Annotated in this window: 14 protein-coding genes; 2 read left to right on the top strand and 12 right to left on the bottom strand. The window is 66.6% G+C overall.

The window, feature by feature from the left end:
- Positions 1-11: 11 nt before the first annotated feature.
- The 3 genes from ACFSC3_RS14605 to ACFSC3_RS14615 form a co-directional block, all read right to left on the bottom strand.
- Positions 12-4,250, bottom strand: coding sequence for a translocation/assembly module TamB domain-containing protein (locus ACFSC3_RS14605; protein WP_380941163.1), 4,239 nt, complete (start codon positions 4,248-4,250; stop codon positions 12-14).
- Positions 4,250-6,454, bottom strand: coding sequence for an autotransporter assembly complex protein TamA (locus tag ACFSC3_RS14610; protein WP_380941164.1), 2,205 nt, complete (start codon positions 6,452-6,454; stop codon positions 4,250-4,252). Before ACFSC3_RS14610 ends, ACFSC3_RS14605 begins: the two co-directional genes overlap by 1 nt.
- A 137-nt stretch (positions 6,455-6,591) precedes the next feature.
- Positions 6,592-7,068 carry a MarR family winged helix-turn-helix transcriptional regulator gene (locus ACFSC3_RS14615; RefSeq protein WP_380941165.1) on the bottom strand — a complete coding sequence of 159 codons (477 nt, stop codon included), beginning with the start codon at positions 7,066-7,068 and terminating at the stop codon, positions 6,592-6,594.
- Positions 7,069-7,132: 64 nt separating this feature from the next.
- Between ACFSC3_RS14615 and hppD the strand changes: the two genes are divergently transcribed.
- Positions 7,133-8,197, top strand: a complete 1,065-nt coding sequence (hppD, locus tag ACFSC3_RS14620; protein WP_380941166.1) for a 4-hydroxyphenylpyruvate dioxygenase — start codon at positions 7,133-7,135, stop codon at positions 8,195-8,197.
- A 214-nt stretch (positions 8,198-8,411) separates the two neighbouring features.
- Positions 8,412-9,701 (top strand): homogentisate 1,2-dioxygenase, encoded by a 1,290-nt coding sequence (gene hmgA / locus ACFSC3_RS14625; protein WP_380941167.1) that lies wholly within the window; start codon positions 8,412-8,414, stop codon positions 9,699-9,701.
- Positions 9,702-9,735: 34 nt separating this feature from the next.
- Here hmgA and ACFSC3_RS14630 read toward each other — a convergent pair whose 3' ends face one another.
- From ACFSC3_RS14630 to ACFSC3_RS14670, 9 genes are all read right to left on the bottom strand, one after another.
- Positions 9,736-11,190 carry a coniferyl aldehyde dehydrogenase gene (locus ACFSC3_RS14630; RefSeq protein WP_380941168.1) on the bottom strand — a complete coding sequence of 485 codons (1,455 nt, stop codon included), beginning with the start codon at positions 11,188-11,190 and terminating at the stop codon, positions 9,736-9,738.
- On the bottom strand, positions 11,151-11,882 hold the full coding sequence (locus tag ACFSC3_RS14635) for a prepilin peptidase (RefSeq protein ID WP_380941474.1): 732 nt from the start codon (positions 11,880-11,882) through the stop codon (positions 11,151-11,153). Before ACFSC3_RS14635 ends, ACFSC3_RS14630 begins: the two co-directional genes overlap by 40 nt.
- Positions 11,883-11,886: 4 nt before the next feature.
- On the bottom strand, positions 11,887-12,144 hold the full coding sequence (locus ACFSC3_RS14640; protein WP_380941169.1) for a hypothetical protein: 258 nt from the start codon (positions 12,142-12,144) through the stop codon (positions 11,887-11,889).
- Between the two features lie 126 nt (positions 12,145-12,270).
- On the bottom strand, positions 12,271-13,296 hold the full coding sequence (locus tag ACFSC3_RS14645) for an aspartate-semialdehyde dehydrogenase (RefSeq protein ID WP_380941170.1): 1,026 nt from the start codon (positions 13,294-13,296) through the stop codon (positions 12,271-12,273).
- A 62-nt stretch (positions 13,297-13,358) separates the two neighbouring features.
- Complete coding sequence (locus ACFSC3_RS14650) at positions 13,359-15,566, bottom strand: DPP IV N-terminal domain-containing protein (protein WP_380941171.1); 2,208 nt, start codon at positions 15,564-15,566, stop codon at positions 13,359-13,361.
- Between the two features lie 613 nt (positions 15,567-16,179).
- Positions 16,180-16,569, bottom strand: a complete 390-nt coding sequence (gene rplS / locus ACFSC3_RS14655; RefSeq protein WP_380941172.1) for a 50S ribosomal protein L19 — start codon at positions 16,567-16,569, stop codon at positions 16,180-16,182.
- Complete coding sequence (gene trmD / locus ACFSC3_RS14660) at positions 16,566-17,303, bottom strand: tRNA (guanosine(37)-N1)-methyltransferase TrmD (RefSeq protein ID WP_380941173.1); 738 nt, start codon at positions 17,301-17,303, stop codon at positions 16,566-16,568. The genes rplS and trmD overlap by 4 nt, the downstream gene beginning before the upstream one ends.
- Complete coding sequence (locus ACFSC3_RS14665; RefSeq protein WP_380941174.1) at positions 17,300-17,674, bottom strand: type II toxin-antitoxin system VapC family toxin; 375 nt, start codon at positions 17,672-17,674, stop codon at positions 17,300-17,302. The genes trmD and ACFSC3_RS14665 overlap by 4 nt, the downstream gene beginning before the upstream one ends.
- Positions 17,671-17,943 (bottom strand): AbrB/MazE/SpoVT family DNA-binding domain-containing protein, encoded by a 273-nt coding sequence (locus ACFSC3_RS14670; RefSeq protein ID WP_380941175.1) that lies wholly within the window; start codon positions 17,941-17,943, stop codon positions 17,671-17,673. Before ACFSC3_RS14670 ends, ACFSC3_RS14665 begins: the two co-directional genes overlap by 4 nt.
- Positions 17,944-17,956 lie beyond the last annotated feature (13 nt).

Genomic DNA, 17,956 nt, shown 5'->3' on the forward strand with positions numbered 1-17,956 from the left:
CTGGCCCCGCGTTAATAGTCCTTCGAATAGCGCAGGTTCACGTTCGATCCCCCGAACGACCCCGTCGACGACAGCAGGCTGAGCGCGCGGCTGAGCGCGATTTCCAGCTGGGTCGCGGTGAAGCCGCGGGCGTCGGTGATGATCTCGATATAGATGTCGTCGGTCAGATACTGGCCGGCCGCCAGCGCCGTCCCGCGCCCGGTCGCCTGGTCGGCGCCGAGGATGCGCAGGCGATCGATACCCGTGACACTGCGCAGCTTGCCCAGCGGATTGAGCCCGCCGCCGCCCGACCCGCGCAGCGAATTGAGTGCCGCGGCCAGCTGGATCGCCTCCGTCGCCGACAGGTTGGTGACCGAGCTGCCGAACAGCAGGCGCGACAGCACTTCGTCCTGCGGCAGGTTGGGCGTCGAGGTGAAGGTCAGCCGCGGCTGCTGCGCCGACCCGCCGATCGCGATCGTCGCGGTGATGCCCTGCGTCGTCGTGGTCGCGGCGATGTCGAGCTCCGGATCTCCGACCGGCCCGCCGCGGAAGCGGACGATGCCGCGAGTCAGGTCGAAGCGCTTGCCGGCGAAGCTGTAGGTGCCGCGAACAACCCGCGCCTCGCCCGTGACGTTTGGCGCCGCCGACGTGCCTCCTACGCGGATGTCGGCCTCCCACTCGGACTCCAGACCCATGCCCGACACGTAGAGCCGATTGTCGGCACGCACGCGCAGCGCGAGCTTGAACAACCCCGGTGGCGAGGCTGCGGGCTGGTCGCGCCGGGCCGCCGCAGCGCGGGCGATATCGCTCTTGCGGCGCACCCCGGTAAGTTCGGGGACTTCGGCCGCACCCTGGCGGACGACTTCGTAGCGCGCCTCGGGAATGGTCAGCTCGCCCTGGATCAGGCCGCCGTTCGCAGCCGAATTGGTCACGCGGATCGTGCCGGTCGCGGTCGCGCCCAGCGCATTGCTGCGAGCGAGACGCGCATTGTTGAGCGTCGCTCTCACATCGATCGGGAAGCCGGCATCCGACGCCAGGCCGACACTGCCCTGCGCTGCGATGGCCCCCTCGCCCGCCTGCGCCGCCATGTCGGTCAATTCGAACCGGTCATTGGTGAAGCGCCCGTTCAGCCGCATGTTGGTCAGGCGCGTGCCATAGGTTTCATTGTCGTATGTCAGGTTGCTCGCACGCACGACGCCCGACAGTTGTGGCGACGACACTCGCCCGCCGAAGTCCGCCGCCACACCGATCGGCCCGCTCAGTTGCTGACCGGCGAATCCGGCGAAGGAGAACAGCACGCCCGCCGGCCCGTTGTAGCGGATCCCGCCCGACAGGGGCGCCGCCATCAACCGCGTCGTCCAGCTGCCCGCGCCTGGGGGCAGCGGCCGCAGCGTCGCGACCAAGCGCCCGACCGTCGTCGTGCCCCGCTGGATGATCGCGCGCGCGTCGCCACCGTCGGGCACCAGCCGCCCGGCAAAGACGATGTTCACCGGCGTCGACACCGACGCGAGGCCGGAGCGGGTGAAGTTGGCGATCCTGAGCTTCGCATCCGCCTGCGGGAAGCTGGCACCGGTCGGCTGGCGGAAATCGAGGCTGCCGCTCGCCTGCCCGCCGAGACCGATGCCCGGCACGAAGGCGTTGGCGATCGACAGGTCGAGCCGGTCGAGCCGCGACTGCACTTCGATGCCGTTGCCGTAACGCCCGGCCAGCCGCAGGGAGCCCTGGTCGAAGTCGATCCGGGACGGTTGCAGGCGATAGGTGCCGCGTTCCGGAATGATCCGCGCCGGCTGGGCGGTCTTGAAATTGATTCCGTTCGCCTGCCCCTGCATCGCCGCCAGCCAGAGCCGCGGCGAGAAGCGCGCGTTCAGCCCGACGCGGAACGGCACGCCCGACGATCCGTCGGCAAATGCCTGCGCCGTTCCGCTGCCGCCGCGATAGTCGAGCTTCACGCGTGAGGTGCGGAGCAGGAACTCACCCATCTTCAGGCTCGCGATCTGCGCGTCGCCGGTGATCGCCGGCTGATTCGGATAGAGGACGGCCGTCCCGACGATGATCGCACGACCGATCGTCAGACCAGCGCTGCCCGGAATGACCGCGTTCAGCGCGCGCGCATTCACGTCGGCGCGCTGGACGTTGCCCTGCGCCGCCAGCCGCAGCGATCCGTTTACGCCCGACCCGTTGAACGCCAGCTGCCCGGCGAACGGCCCGGCCGGCGTCTGTTCGACGCGCCCCCGAAAATCGATCCCGGCGAAGGTCGCCTTGCGGATATCCGCGGTCAGCCGCGGTCCGGTCGACAGCAGCAGGTCAGCGGAGAACGGCCCATATTCCGACCCGCCACGCGCGACGATGGCGTATCGGCTGCCCTGTCCACGGATCGTCGCGGTGACGCCGTTCAGCCCGACGCCCAGCCCCGGCCGCGCGGCACGGATGGTGGCGACGGGCGCATAGAGCGTCCCCGTCACGCGCGCACTCACCGGACCATAAACGGTCGAATAGGCATCCGCATCGACCAGCAACGGCCCCGCCGGATCGTAACGCCCCGACCCGCGCGTCACACGGAATTGCGGCGCGTTCACCCGCAGGTTGTTGAAGACGATGATCCCCTGTGGGGTATAGTCCAGGTCGACCCGCGCGATGGCGTTGCCGCCCAGGAAGTCGCGCGCGCCGTCGTTGAAAATCCGCGACGTCCGCGCGACCACCCGCCCGCGGATGCCGAAGCCGCCTGCGGCCGGTGTATAGAGTTGCGCGTCGGTTGTCAGATTGACGATGCCGAAGCCCTCGACGCGGTAGTCGTTGACCCGCCCCTTGAGCGCGCCCGCATAGCGTCCGGACGCCAGATTCGCGGCGACGACGGCGGTCGCGTCGATCCGGTCGGAGCGAATGCGCAGATTGTCGGACAGGATTTCGGTGCCGTTGTTGATCGCCAGGTCGCCGTTGATCGCGACATTGGTCAGCAACCCGCCGGCCGCGGCGTTCAGACCCGACACCCGCGCGGCCTTCGCCGCGACGGGGATCATGATCCGATCGGCATCAACCCGCGCGCGACCCTCGGCATACAGACCTTGCACCACCGTCTCGCCGAAGCCGAGCGCTGCGGCACGCAGCTTGTAATCGACGACCGGCGTCGCGAACGGCCCGTCGAGTGCCACCGCCAGCTGGACTTCGCGCCCGTTCAGGTTCGGCGCGATCGCGCCCGGCGTCAGCAGCATCGCCGTCGCCTTGAAGTTCGAAAAGCGGCTGTCGGCGAGGTTCAGCTTGCCGTCGCCGGTCACCTGCAACGCGCTGGAGCGCAGCAGCAGCTTGGTATCCGCAACGCGATCGGCGAAGGCCGCATCGATCGCGACGTCGAGCCGCGGCGACGTCAGCCGCTCGACCGGCCCCTTCAGATACAGCCCCGGTTGCGTCGTCCCGCGCACGACGAACTTGCCGTCACGCCCCTCGACCTTGAGATCGGCAAGGCTGCCGCCGCCGAGCGTTGACACAGCCCGGCCCGTCCACCGCTGCCAGTCACCGCGGCCATCGACCGCCAGCGTCAACGGAGCGTCCAGCGACGCCATGCTCGCGACCAGCCCATTGGCCGGCGCCTGCACGTTCAGCTTGAGATCGAAGCGGTTGTTCTCCGGCACCGCATCCAGCCGCAGCGCGACGCGGTCGCCGCCGGCGATACCCGGCCCGGTCAGCGTCCGCCCGTCCAGCTGTACCTGCGCACGGCGGTCGGCGATGTGGACGCTGCCCGCCACCTGCGCGAGCCGCCGCGTGCCGCTGACCGCCGGGGCCAGGTCGATCCGATCGATCGCCAACCGGTTCACGTCGATGTCGATGTCGGGCAGCAACGGCGCATTGGGATCGCTGGGCACGGGCTTCAGCACCGGCATCCGGCTCATGCTCACCAACGGGCTGGTCAGCTGGCGGATGTCGACATGGTTGCGCGCGAAGGCGAACGGCCGCCAGTCGACCCGCAGCTCGGGCGAGGTCAGGAACACGCCCTTCTGGTCGCGCACCCGCACGTCGCGCAGGCGCATGTCGCCATAGATCGACCCGTCGATCCGCCCGACGCGGATGTTGATGCCGTTCGCCATCGTATAGCCGGCGATGCGATCGGCAACGAAGCGGCGGCCCGGTTGCGTGTTGATGCCCAACATCACCAGCACCAGCAGCAATGCCAGCCCGGCGATGACGATTCCGACCCATTTCGCGATCGTCTGCCACAGCGGGCGACGTTCCCGGACGACGACGGTCGTCGGTTCGGCGGTTGCGGGCGTCTCGACCATCAGAAGGCCTGCCCGATCGAGAGGTACAGGGCGATCTTCGATTCCCCCGGCTTGCGCGCGATCGGCGTCGCGACGTCGATCCGCATCGGCCCGAAATTGGTGTAGAACCGCCCGCCGATACCCGCCCCGAACCGGAGGTCGGAGCCCTTGGGCAGCGTGCTGTCATAGACCTGCCCGGCATCCAGGAACGGCACGATCCCGAAATTGCCGAACCGGTACCGCGCCTCGATCGCGAACTCGTTGAAGCTGCGTCCGCCAACCGGGCGGAAGATCGTGCGCGGCTCCTTCGTCTCGGGATCGTCGGGATCGAATTTCGGATTCGGCTCCTCGGTCTTCGGCCCCAGTTCCTGGAAACCGAACCCGCGTACCGAGCCGCCGCCGCCGGCATAGTAGCGCCGCGACGGGGCCAGGTCGTCGCGTGCGATGCCGCCGATGGCGCCGACCCGCGCGCGGCCGGCGATGACGATGCTGCTCGTTACCGGATAATAGGCCGTCCCCTCCAGCATGCCGCGGACATAGGGTCGGGTGCCGCGGTTCATCGACGCTTCGGGGCTGAGGTTCAGCTTCACGCGGAAGCCCTTCGTCGGGTTCAGCAGGTCGTCGGACGAATCATAGCCAAGATAGGCCGGCAACGCGCCGATGAAGTAGGTCCGTCGGACCCGGTCCGACAGCGAGAAGTCATAGACATCCTCATTGGTCCCGACGAGTTCGAAGCCGTAGAAATAGGTCCATTTCTTCTGCCAGATCGGTGTCGAATCATAGCTGATCCGGCCGGCGAGCGTGCCGGTGAAGGCCTCGTAGGCGTCGTAGTTCTGGCGGTTGGCCGAGACGGTGGCGGACACGGTGCGGTCGCGCTTGCCGGCGTTGGAACGGCGGAAGGTGACGCCCAGCCCCTGCTGCTGCGTACCGGCGATCCCGCTGGCGATCAGCGCGCCTTCGGGCGGGAACAGGTTGCGATGCGTCCAACTGCCCTGGAGCGTAAAGCCTTCGCCGGTGCCATAGCCGATCTGCCCGGCAAGCGTCCGCGCAGGCCCCTTGTTCTGCGTGATCAGCAGGTCGACATCTTCCGTGCCGTCCGGCCCCGCCCGGCCGGTCCGCTGCGGCTCGACCGCGACCGACTGGAACAGGCTGGTCGCGACCAGCGCCTGACGCAGGTCGTCGACCTTGCGCGCATCGTACAATTCGCCGGGCCGATAGCGGCGCAGGACCTCGATATGATCGGTCTCGAACACCGGATCGCCCTTAGTCACGATCCGCCCGAAGCTGCCGCGCGGGCCGGTCGTAACCGGCAGGGTATAGTCGCCGAGATGTGTCGCATCGTCGAGCAGAATGTCGCGCTGCCCGACCTCAGCAAAGGCATAGCCCTGCTGCGGCAGCTTCAGCGACACGTTCGCCTCCGCGCCCTGGATACGCTCTGCATCGATCGGCTCGCCGACCTTCAACGGCAGTTCGCGTTCGATCAGGCCCTGCGGCACCGTGGGTTCGGCGCGGACGGTGATCGACCCCAACTTGTACTGCGCGCCCGGAATGGCGGTAACGATCGCGCGGACCCGACCCTGCTGATCCTTCAGCGGCTCGATCGTCGACGTCGCGGTCCCGTCGTAATAGCCGATGGCGCGCATGAGCCGTTTAGCGAGTTCCTCATCCTCGCGAGCGCGGGCCGCGACGATAACGGCGTTGGGCGCGTCCTTGTCATCCTTCAGCGCGGACAAGGCGTTGAACCGGTCGGTCAAGCCGATCGCGTCGAGCCCCTCGATCCGCGTCTCGTAGCGGATTTCGCTGGCCGGTGCGTCCTCTACGCCGGCGATCTCCACCGGCTCGACGTTGAAACTCGACAGGGGCGCGAGTGGTTTAGCGAGTTCCCCGTCCTGCGCGACCTGGGCAGCGACGGTATCACCGGCCACCGATGGCTGGGCTGCCGAAGCCGGCGCGACGGTGGCGGGCGCGGCGAAATCCTCGATCGGCTCCAGCGGCGCATTCGGATCGCTGCTCAGCTGAGGCACTTCTTTCTCAAAGGTCGCGTCGGGGACGATCGGCGCGTCGCCCTGCGGGTCCGCGACAACGGCGCCTTGCTGCTGCGGCTGTCGCTGGGACGCATCGGGAAGCTTCGACGGCGCCCCCTGGTTGGGCTTGGGCTGGTTGATCTGCCCATGCGCGAGCGCCGGCAACGACACCGCGCCAGCCAACAGCCACAAACTCATCATGCCCCGATGCACGTCCCGCGAACTCCCGCCCTTAACTCTTAGGGGTCGCGCGCCCCGTTAGAGGGGCGTAACGATCGATGTCCCGATTGGCTCCGGCGTCACGAAATTATGTTTGCAGCCAATAACATATGCGTAGGTCAAAGTCGGTCGACGGCATCCTCGATCCGCGCCAGCATCGCCCGGAACCGTTCGAGATCGCTGGCGTCGAACCCACCGAACAGCCGCCGTTCAATCTCCAGCGCCTTGGGCGCGACCTCCGCGTAAAGTGCGCGCCCCGCCTCGGTCAGCGCCAGATTGTGCGACCGCTGATCGCTCGGGTTCGCCGCCCGCGCCACCAGCCCGCGATCGACCAGGGCGATAGCGGCGCGGCTGACCGTCACCTTGTCCATCTGCGTCCGAGCGCCCAGCGCCTGCTGGCTCAACCCCTCGCTTTCGGCGAGCACCGCGACCAGCCGCCATTCGGAAATCCGCAGTCCGAACAGCGCGCGGTACGTGCCCGCCACCGCGTCCGACACCCGGTTCGACGCGATCGACAAGCGATAGGGGAGGAAATCGTCGAGTTTCAGCTGTTCCGTCACGCGCGCAACTGTGCGCGCGTCGGCGGCGCGCGGCAAGGCCGGCCTTTACGGCACCGTCCCGCTGATATAGTAACAACTGAAACCAGTTCATGAGGATGCCATGACCGATCAGCACGACAATCCGATGGGCCTCGACGGCTTTGCCTTCGTCGAATTCACCTCGCCCGATCCGGACGCGATGGCGGACTGGTTCGAAAAACTCGGCTTCACCCATGTCGGCACGCACAAGTCGAAGAACGTACGGCATTATGCGCAGGGCGAGATCAATTTCCTGCTGAACATGGACGAGGCAGGCCAGGTCGCCGGCTTCCGCGATGCGCACGGCGCGAGCGCGAATGCGATGGCGTTCCGCGTTGCGGACGACGAAGCCGCACTGAAGCTGGCGGTCGAGCGCGGTGCGGTCGCGGTCAAGGGCAGCAACGGCCCCGGTGAACTCGACATCCCGGCGATCGAGGGTATCGGCGGCGCGAACCTCTACCTCGTCGATGCCAAGGACGACGTGTGGGGCACCGACTTCTTGCCGACGGGCAAGGCGCGCAACGACAACAGCGTCGGCCTGAACGTGCTCGACCACCTGACCCACAATCTGAAGCGCGGGCGGATGGATTACTGGGCGGACTATTACGAGCGCATCTTCAACTTCCGCCAGATCCGCTATTTCGACATCGAGGGCCAGGCGACGGGCCTGTTCAGCAAGGCGATGACCGCGCCGGATGACAAGATCCGCATCCCGCTGAACGAAAGCCAGGACGAGCATTCGCAGATCGAGGAGTTCATCAAGGACTATAAGGGCGAAGGCATCCAGCACATCGCCCTGACGACCGATGACATTTTCGCGACCGTCGACAAGTTGCGCGAGCGCGGCATCATCTTCCAGGATTCGCCCGATACCTATTTCGACATGATCGACCAGCGCCTGCCCGGCCACGGTCACGACGTGGCTGAAATGCGCAAGCGCCGCATCCTGATCGACGGCGCACCGGAGACGGGCGGCGGGCTCCTGCTCCAGATCTTCACCGCCAACATGATCGGCCCGATCTTCTTCGAGATCATCCAGCGCAAGGGCAACGACGGCTTCGGCGAAGGCAACTTCAAGGCGCTGTTCGAGAGCATCGAACTCGACCAGATCCGTCGCGGCGTCGTTCCGGCGAAGGCCGAGGCCTGATCTAAACTGCCCTCCCCCTGGACAGGGGGAGGGATACCGTAGCTTGGCAGCGTGCTGCCTAGCGGAGGTTGGGAGAGGGTCGAGCGAGCCGCAGGCTCGCGCGGTCGCCCAGGCGACCGCCAACCCCTCACCCAGCTACGACTAGCGCTCTGACGAGCCCAAGTCTGCGCAACCCTCTCCCCTTCTGCGAAGGGGCGAGGGAGGGAGAGGCGAGATGACAAACCCGCAGTACATGACCGGCTTCGGCAACCACTTCGCCACCGAAGCCGTCCCCGGCGCCCTGCCCCAGGGCCGCAACTCCCCGCAGAAGCCGGCTTTCGGCCTCTACGCCGAGCAACTGTCCGGCACCGCCTTCACCGCGCCCCGGCACGAGAACCGGCGTTCCTGGCTCTATCGCCTGCGCCCGTCGGCCAGCCACCCCGCCTTCACCCGCTACGCCGGCGCCGAGCGGTTCGCGCCCGGCGTCAGCGATGCCCCCCTCGCCCCCAATCGCCTCCGCTGGCGCCCGCTGGATACGGCGCACCAAAGCGATTGGCTCGACAGCCTGACGACGATGCTGGTCGCAGGCGACGGTCCCAAGACTCAGACCGGCGTCGCGATGCACCTCTATCACGCATCGAAAGACATGGTCCGTCGTGCGTTCGTGTCCGCGGACGGTGAAATGCTGATCCTTCCCGAGATGGGCGCGCTTCGCCTGCTGACCGAAATGGGGCGGATCGACGTCGCGCCCGGCCAGGTCGCGATCATTCCGCGCGGCGTCCGTTTCCGCGTGGAGCTGCCCGACGGCACCGCCCGTGGCTATGTGGCGGAGAACCACGGCCAGCCCTTCCGCCTGCCCGATCTCGGTCCGATCGGCGCTAACGGCCTCGCCAACCCGCGCGATTTCGAGACGCCGGTCGCCTGGTTCGAAGATGTGGAGGGCGACTATGAGCTCGTCCAGAAATTCCTCGGCAGCCTGTGGACGACCGAACTGGGCCGCTCGCCGCTCGACGTCGTCGCCTGGCACGGCAACCTCGCGCCGTGTCGCTACGACCTGTCGCGCTTCAACACGATCGGCACGGTTAGCTTCGACCACCCCGATCCATCGATCTTCACCGTCCTGACCTCGCCCAGCGATGTCCCCGGCACCGCCAACGTCGACTTCGTGATCTTCCCCCCGCGCTGGATGGTGGCGGAGGACACGTTCCGCCCGCCCTGGTTCCACCGCAACGTGATGAGCGAATGCATGGGCCTGATCGCGGGTGCCTATGACGCCAAGGCAGACGGCTTCCGACCCGGCGCGCTGTCGCTTCACAACCAGATGAGCGGCCACGGCCCCGATGTCGCAAGCTGGCGGGGGGCGAGCGAGGCGGAGCTCAAGCCGCACAAGATCGACGGCACGATGGCGTTCATGATCGAAAGCCGCTGGGTCTTCGCCGCAACCGACTACGCGTTGGAAACGAGCGCGCTGGACGAGGACTATGACGACGTCTGGGCCGACTTTCCGAAGGCGCAGCTGCCGTAGGAATCGTCCTCCGCCCTCGGCCGGAGCACGAAACCTAGCCCTTCACCTCCTGCGCGATCGTCCGCCGCGTCGCCTTGCCATAGGGCGGCTTGAGCCCGGCGAGCTTCGCCACGTCCAGCCGCGATTGCTTGAACACCGCCTTGGCGTGGCTGAACGTCCGGAACCCGTCGCGGCCATGATAGGCGCCCATGCCCGACGGCCCGATGCCACCGAAGGGCAGGTCCTCCATCGATACGTGCAGCACGACGTCGTTGACGGTCACACCGCCCGAAATCGTCCGATCGAGCACCCGCGCCTGCTCGGCGGCATCCTCACCGAAATAATAGAGGCCGAGCGGGCGGTCGCGGCGGTTTACCTCCGCAATGGCATCGTCGATGCGTTCATAGCGGCGGATGGGCAGGACGGGGCCGAAGATCTCTTCCTGCATCACGGTCATCTCGTCGGTCGCATCGCGGATGATGTGGAGCGGCATCTTGCGGCTGTTGGTGCCGGCGAAGTCCTCGCCCGCAGGATCGACCACGTCGACCGTCGCGCCCTTCGCCCGCGCGTCCTCGATCCAGTCGGTCAGCCGGGCATGATGCCGGTCGTTGATGATCGCGGTATAGTCCGGATTGGCGAGCAAGGTCGGGTACATCGCCGACGCCGCCGCCTTCAGCCCCTCGACCACCGCAGCCTCGCGGTCGGCCGGCGCGAGCACATAGTCGGGTGCGAGGCAGATCTGGCCGGCATTGAGCATCTTGCCCAGCGCGATCCGCTCGGTGGCGCGCGCGATGTCGGCGGAGCGTCCAAGGATCACCGGCGACTTGCCGCCAAGCTCCAACGTCACCGGCACCAGATTATCGGCGGCGGCGCGCAGGATGTGGCGGCCGATACCGGTCGCTCCGGTGAACAGCAAATGGTCGAACGGCAGCCCGGCGAACGCCTGCCCCACATCCGGCCCGCCGGACACGAACACCAGTTCGTCGGCGGCGAAGTATCGCGGCGACATCTCCTCAAACAGCGCGGCGGTGCGGGGCGTGAATTCGGACGTCTTGACCATCGCCCGGTTGCCCGCAGCGAGGATGCCGGCGAGCGGCGCCATCACCAGGTTCACCGGGAAATTCCACGGCGCGATGACGCCGACGACACCCTTTGGCTGATAGTCGACCCACGCCCGCGCGCCGAGCAGGCCAAGCGGAAAGCGAACCGCCCGCTTCTCCCGCGCCATCCAACGGTCGACATGCTTCAGCGCATGCTTCAGCGGGCCGATCGAGCCGCCGATGTCGGTGATCATCGATTGCTCGCGGCTGCGGTGGCCGAAATCCTCGCTCAGCGCATCGCACCAGGCGGCCGCACTGTCGGCGACCATGGCGATGGCGCGCTTCAACCGATCCTTGCGGACGGCGGCGGTCACCGGCAGTTCGGCCATGAACGCCGCCCGCTGGCGATCGAGGAACTGGTTCAACTCGGTCATCCGATCGGTCCCGCGTTCGAGGTGGTGATCAGCCATAGCGCAAACGCCGCTGCCCCCAACACTGTCCCGAACGGCAAGCGATCGTCTCGCCGCATTCGCCGCGCCGCCGCCCAGCCAAGCCCGAGCATGCAAGCGACCAGCACGACCCATGGCAGCGCGCGCCAGCCAAGCCAAAGCCCGATCGCGCCGAGCAGCTTCGCATCCCCGCCTCCCAGCCCTATCCGACCGCGAGCGCGAACATAGGCGGCTGAGATCAGCCACAGGACACCGAACCCCGCGACGCCACCGATCGCCCGATCCGTAAGATCAGGCTCCAGCCCGGCCAGTCCCGTCGCCAGACCGAGCAGGGCAATGGTCATCGTCACCGGGTTGGGTAGGCGGAAGGCGACGAAATCGATCGCGCCGGCGAGCAGCAACAGCCAGCCGAACACCGCACCCGCCACCGCCGGCGCGCCGCTGGCGGCGACGCCCGCCGCAATGCCGATAGCAGCTGCGATCATCTCGATGACAGGATGCAGCAGCCCGATCCGACCGCCGCAGGTCCGGCACCCTCCGCGCAAGGCCAACCAACTCAGGATCGGGACAAGCTCGTACGCCGCCAGCGTGCGCCCACAGCCATCACACCGCGAGCGGCCGGTCAGCGCGGGCGCAGGCCAGCGCACCGCGACGGTCGCGATGAAGCTGCCGAAGATCGCTCCCAGCCCCCCGAGGCCGATCGCCCAGTAAATCGCTCTACACGTCCTTCTTGCGGATCAGGTAGCGATACACGCCCAACAGGTTGATGCCCAGCAGGACGCTGTTCTGCGACGTCAGCGCCCAATCCTGCGTCAACACGGCCCCGGCGATCCACGCGATGGCGGAGGCGACGAAGATCACGAACCCCCACCCCGTCACGCGCCGCCCGCTGTCGAGCGACACCATGAATGCGGCGGTGATACCGGTCAGCGTGGCGAACCATTTCAGGCCGGTGATCAGGGGTGTCTCATCCATCCCCGCCCAACGCGTCGACCGCGGATTTCCGGCAAGGAAATCTTATTGATGAAGGTTGGTGGGGCCACCGAACCCCACCACCGTTCGCACCGAGCCTATCGAAGGGCTAATGGACGCGAGAAGCGCTCACCCCTTCTTCAGGTGCCGCCGCCCGAGCAGTTCCGCGATCTGCACCGCATTCAGCGCCGCGCCTTTGCGCAGATTGTCGCTGACGCACCACAGCGCCAAACCGTTCTCAACGGTCGGGTCCTCGCGCACGCGGCTCACGAAGGTCGCATAGTCGCCGACGCATTCGACCGGGGTCACATACCCGCCGTCCTCGCGCTTATCGACCAGCATGACGCCGGGCGCCTCGCGCAGGATCTTCTGCGCGTCCTCGGCCGACAGTTCGTTCTCCATTTCGACGTTGAGCGCTTCGGAATGGCCGACGAAGACCGGCACGCGCACGCAGGTCGCGGTCACCTTGATCTTGGAATCGAGGATCTTCTTGGTCTCGACCACCATCTTCCACTCTTCCTTGGTCGACCCGTCGTCCAGGAAGCTGTCGATGTGCGGAATCACGTTGAACGCGATCTGCTTGGTGAACTTCTTGGGCTCGGCCGAGTCGCCGACGAAGATGTTGCGGCTCTGCTCGAACAGCTCATCCATGCCGGCCTTGCCCGCGCCGGACACCGACTGATAGGTCGCGACGACGACGCGGGTGATCTTCGCCGCATCATGGATCGGCTTCAGCGCGACGACCATCTGCGCGGTCGAGCAGTTGGGGTTCGCGATGATGTTCCGGGCCGTGTAGCCGTCGATCGCGTCCGGGTTCACTTCTGGCACGATCAGCGGCACGTCCGGGTCCATCCGGTACAGCGACGAATTGTCGATGACGATACATCCGGCCGCAGCAAAGCGCGGGGCATGCACCTTGGTCGCGTCCGACCCGATGGCGAAGATCGCCATGTCCCAGCCGGCGGGATCGAAATTGTCGATATTCTGGATCTTGAGCTTGCGGCCCGTCTCGCCGAAGTCGACTTCGTCGCCCTGGCTGCGTGCGGAGGCGAGCACCGTGATTTCGTCGATCGGGAACTCGCGGTCGGCCAGGATGGCGAGAACCTCGCGCCCGACATTGCCTGTCGCACCCGCGACAACGATCCGATACCCCATATAACCCTCCACTTGCTCGCGCGGCGCCGTAGCGGCACGACCCCCCACGAGCAAGCCAAGCTCTACTTGGGGCCGGGGCCAACCGTCCTATCGAGGAAGTCGAGGATCGTCGTCCAGACGTGGATGTCGCGGCCCGCCGAATGGGTCTTTCCGGGATAGAACATCATTTCGAACGGCGTATTCGTCGCCTGCATCCGGGCGGCGAAGGCGGTCGAATTGTCGAGCACGACATTGTCGTCGGCCATGCCGTGGATCAGCATCAGCGGATCACGGATCTTCGGCCCGTCCTCGATCGCCGCGGCCTTCGCATAGGCCGCCTTGTCCCGCCCCTTCGGATCGGCGCCCATGTAGCGTTCGGTATAGTGGGTGTCGTAAAGTTCCCACTTCGTAACCGGCGCGCCGGAGATGCCCGCGGCATACACGCCGGGGTTCGCCTCCAGCATCTTCAGCGTCATATAGCCGCCGTAGGACCAGCCATAGGTCGCGATCCGCTTGGGATCGACGAAATCGAGCGTCTTCAGATAATTGGCGCCGTCGAGCTGGTCGCGCACCTCGATCCCGCCCATCGCGTGCCAGATCGCATCCTCGAATGCCTTGCCGCGGTTGGCCGAGCCGCGATTGTCGATCATGAAGACGATATAGCCCTTGTCGACCAGATACTGGTGCAGCGGCGGCCCCCAGTTACGCGACACGGTCTGGCTGTGCGGGCCGCCGTAATGTTCAAAGAATACGGGGTAGCGCTTGCCGGGCTCCAGCCTGGGCGTCAGCATTTCCCAATACAGCGTCTCGCCGTCCGACGCCTTCAGCGTTCCGAACTTTGTCTCGACATGGCTGGCGAGATAGGGGTGATAGGGGTGCCCCGGCTTCACAGTGTTCTCGCTGATCCACGACAGCCGTCGGCCGGTCTGGTCGGCGAGATAGACCTGAGTCGGTTGGGTCGGGTTGGAGCGCTGGACGATGAAGCGCGTGGCCGCATCGTCGGCGGTGGCAGTGTTCCACCAGCCTGGTTCGGTCAGGCGCGTCGTCGCAAGCGTCCGGAGGTCGAGCGCATAGACATGGCGCTCCAACACCCCATCCTTGTTGCCGTTGAAATAGAGCTTGCCGCCCGCCTCATCGACGCCGTTCACCCCGGCCACGTCCCAGGCCCCCTTGGTCAGTTGCGTCCACTTGCCCGCCTTGAAGCGATAGAGGTGGCCGTGGCCGTCGCGTTCGGACCACCAGACGATGCTGCCGTCCTTCATCGGCACGAAGACGTTCGACAGGTTGACCCAGCTCTTCGGTCCGGACTTCTCGGTGAACAGCACGCTGGCGGCGCCGGTCGCCGGGTCGACTTTCAGCACGTCGAGCACGGTCTGCTCGCGGTTCTGGCGCTGGACGTAGAGCGTCTTGCCATCGGGCGCCCACTTCACGCGCGCGAGATAGATATCGCGGTCCTTGCCGAGATCGACCTTCACCGACCCGCTGCCGTCCGGGCGAATCACATAGAGGTCGACCAGCACATTGGGCGTGCCGGCGGCCGGATAGCGCTGTTCGAACACCCGTGTCCCATCCGCACCGATCGCCGCGCGGACGACCGTGCCGACCGGGGCTTCGTCGAAACGCTCGACCGCGACATACCGTTCGTCGGGCGACCACCAGTAGCCGGTGGTCCGGTCCATCTCCTCCTGAGCGACGAACTCCGCCTCGCCCCAATGCACCGTGCCGGCGCCGTCGGGGGTAATCTTGCGCGCCTCGCCGCCGCTTAGGTCGGAGACGTAGAGATTCTGATCTCGCACGAAGCTCAGCAGGTTGCCGGGCGGGCTGACCAACGGGTTGAGTTCGCCACCCGGCGTATTGGTCAGGCGCTTCACATTGCCGTCGAGCGTCGCGAGATACAGGTCACCGTCGAGCGGCACGAGGATCGACTTGCCATCCGACGACCATTGATAGGCGACGATCCCACGCTGGCCGCCGATGCGGGCGCGCTCGCGCTGCATCTTCTCCGCCTCGGACAGTTCGGCGCCGGTCCCGACTTTCTTGCTGTCGACCAGCATCCGCCACTGACCCGTCGCCGTATCCATCGCCCACAGGTCGAAGCGGTCCTTTTCCTCGGCGCGCGGGCGCAGCGAGGTCAGCAGGCGCCCATCAGGCGACAGCTTCAACGCGCGCGGCTGTTCGCCGGCGAGATCGGGACTAGCGAAGACGCGTTGCAGCGTCAGGTCTTCGGCTTTGGCAGGCATAGTGAGACACGCGACGGAGGCGGCAAGTGCCGCGAGGGAAGATCGGAGCATGCGGCGGAGCGTACCGGACGCCCCGTCCCGTGCAAGCCCCTCAGGCTGCGACCGGCACGCCCGCTGCAACGAGCGGCGGAGGCTTGCGGGTCGGCAGCACCGGACGCGCGACGGCGTCGGCGATATCCTCACCCCCCAAGCGTGGATCGCACTGCGAAGCGACGCACGCTTGCCGTCTTGGCTTCACAGGCTAGGATGTTGGGTGATGGACGGCGAAGACCCTGTCGAGCGCGGCTGGCGCGAGCGGCTGCCCTATGTGATCGGCGTGCTCGGCCTCTTCGCCTGGTTCGCACTGCTATATTTCATGTTGCGGGATGTGGCCTGAGGCTCTGGCCAATGCGGCATAGGCGATACCTTCGCGGCAGCCTTCACTTCACGGCAACGTCGATGGGGTTTCGCGATCGATAGCCCCACCAAATTTATAAAACCGTTCGTGCTGAGCGAAATTGAAGCACTTGATGAAGGGCTAACCTTCGACCTTGCTTAGGGCGAGCCATGTCCAGCAACGCCGATCGCTTTGAACTTCAAGTCTCCGCGCGCCCGCCACCAAAACGAAACGGGGCGCCGCGACCAAAGTCGCGACGCCCCGCCCGTAACCAGACAGGCTGGCGGCTTATTCGGCCGCCGCAGCCTCGGTCGGACGGTTGTCGCGGCGCTCGGCGATACGCGCCGACTTGCCGGTACGACCGCGCAGATAGTACAGCTTGGCACGACGCACGACGCCGCGGCGGACGACGGTGATGCTGTCGATGTTCGGCGAATACAGCGGGAACACACGCTCCACGCCTTCGCCGAAGCTGATCTTGCGGACGGTGAAGCTCGACCCCATGCCCTTGTTGGCGCGCGCGATGCACACACCTTCATAGGCCTGGACGCGGGTACGCTCGCCTTCGACGACGCGCACACCGACGCGCAGCGTGTCGCCCGGACGGAACTCGGGGATCGACTTGCTGTCGGTGAACTTGGCGATCTGCTCGGCTTCGAGCTGCTGAATGACGTTCATGTCTTGTCGTCCTCTGACGGATGCCGCGCACCAGAGGGAGGTTGGACCCGAGCGCCGGTGTAACGCTCCCACAGGTCCGGCCTCCGTAGCCGTGTGTCGGTCTCGGCCTGCGCTTTACGCCAGGCCGCGATCCGCGCATGATCCCCCGATCGCAGCACTTCGGGGATCGTGCGGCCCTCCCACTCGACGGGTCGGGTATAGTGCGGATATTCGAGGAGGCCGCTTTCGAAGCTTTCCTCATCCCCACTGAGGGCCGCGCCCATTACGCCGGGAAGCAGCCGAATGCAAGCGTCGAGCAGGACCAGCGCGCCCATCTCGCCACCCGACAGAATATAGTCGCCGATCGACACCGGCTCGACCGCGCGGCCGGCGAAGATGCGCTCGTCGAACCCCTCGAACCGGCCGCACAGGATGGCAACGCCTGGCCCAGCCGCCAGCTCGCGCACGCGAGCCTGGGTCAATGGCGCCCCGCGCGGGCTCATCGCCAGGATGGGCACGGGGTCGGTCACGCTGTCGATCGCTGCGGCGAGGATGTCGGCGCGCAACACCATCCCCGCCCCGCCCCCGGCCGGCGTGTCGTCGACCGTCCGGTGCTTGTCCGTTGCGAAGTCGCGAATCTGCGTGGTCTGGAGCGACCACTTGCCCTCTCGCAGCGCCCGCCCGGCAAGCGACGTGCCGAGCGGGCCGGGGAACATCTCCGGGTATAGGGTCAGGACGGTGGCGGCGAAGGTCATTGCGCCCAATTCTCGACGCGCAGGCCGGGAATGTCGGCGAAATGCGCTGTGTTGTCGGTTACCAATGTCAGGCCAAGCGCGAGCGCGTGCGCGGCGATCAGCCTGTCGTAGCTTGCCCTGCGAAAGGGCAATCCCGCATAAGCAATCGCGGCGCCGGCATCGAAATCGACGATCGGCACCTCTTCGACAAAGGCGCGCAGGACGGAGATCGCCGGTGGCTTTCCCTGCATGCAGCCGAACGCGACTTCCGCATAGACGATCGACGACATGACCATGTCACCCGCGTCGCAGTCGGCCATGCGCCGACGCAGTCCATCACCGATCGCCAGCGTCGCTCCGATAACGATATTGGAGTCGAGCAGATACTTCATGCACCTGCGGCCTCGTCACCAATCAGGCGACGCGGTTCGAACACGCGGTCCTCGTCCGGGATCAGTTCAAACCCGAGCCCGATCCCGGCGCCCCACACCTTATCGACGTTGAACTTCCGCTTCGGCGCATCGGTCGGCTCGAGGATGAATTTCCCCGCTTCCTCGCGCACACGCATCTGCGCCCCCTCACTCACACCAAGCGCCTTCGGCAGCCGCAGCGCCACCGAATTGCCCGACTTGAACGTTTTCGCGAGATATTCCTTCGTCATGCACGAAATGTAT

Origin of the sequence: Sphingomonas floccifaciens, from assembly GCF_042681125.1 — a bacterium.
Lineage (GTDB): Bacteria > Pseudomonadota > Alphaproteobacteria > Sphingomonadales > Sphingomonadaceae > Sphingomonas > Sphingomonas floccifaciens.

What these genes read in the sequence shown, in the direction of transcription:
- ACFSC3_RS14605 (WP_380941163.1), bottom strand. Translation starts at nt 4,250, where the DNA reads ATGGTCGAGACGCCCGCAACCGCCGAACCGACGACCGTCGTCGTCCGG.
- ACFSC3_RS14665 (WP_380941174.1), bottom strand. Translation starts at nt 17,674, where the DNA reads ATGAAGTATCTGCTCGACTCCAATATCGTTATCGGAGCGACGCTGGCG.
- ACFSC3_RS14610 (WP_380941164.1), bottom strand. Translation starts at nt 6,454, where the DNA reads ATGATGAGTTTGTGGCTGTTGGCTGGCGCGGTGTCGTTGCCGGCGCTC.
- rplS (WP_380941172.1), bottom strand. Translation starts at nt 16,569, where the DNA reads ATGAACGTCATTCAGCAGCTCGAAGCCGAGCAGATCGCCAAGTTCACC.
- ACFSC3_RS14630 (WP_380941168.1), bottom strand. Translation starts at nt 11,190, where the DNA reads ATGGCTGATCACCACCTCGAACGCGGGACCGATCGGATGACCGAGTTG.
- ACFSC3_RS14670 (WP_380941175.1), bottom strand. Translation starts at nt 17,943, where the DNA reads ATGACGAAGGAATATCTCGCGAAAACGTTCAAGTCGGGCAATTCGGTG.
- trmD (WP_380941173.1), bottom strand. Translation starts at nt 17,303, where the DNA reads ATGACCTTCGCCGCCACCGTCCTGACCCTATACCCGGAGATGTTCCCC.
- hppD (WP_380941166.1), top strand. Translation starts at nt 7,133, where the DNA reads ATGACCGATCAGCACGACAATCCGATGGGCCTCGACGGCTTTGCCTTC.
- ACFSC3_RS14640 (WP_380941169.1), bottom strand. Translation starts at nt 12,144, where the DNA reads ATGGATGAGACACCCCTGATCACCGGCCTGAAATGGTTCGCCACGCTG.
- hmgA (WP_380941167.1), top strand. Translation starts at nt 8,412, where the DNA reads ATGACAAACCCGCAGTACATGACCGGCTTCGGCAACCACTTCGCCACC.
- ACFSC3_RS14650 (WP_380941171.1), bottom strand. Translation starts at nt 15,566, where the DNA reads ATGCTCCGATCTTCCCTCGCGGCACTTGCCGCCTCCGTCGCGTGTCTC.
- ACFSC3_RS14645 (WP_380941170.1), bottom strand. Translation starts at nt 13,296, where the DNA reads ATGGGGTATCGGATCGTTGTCGCGGGTGCGACAGGCAATGTCGGGCGC.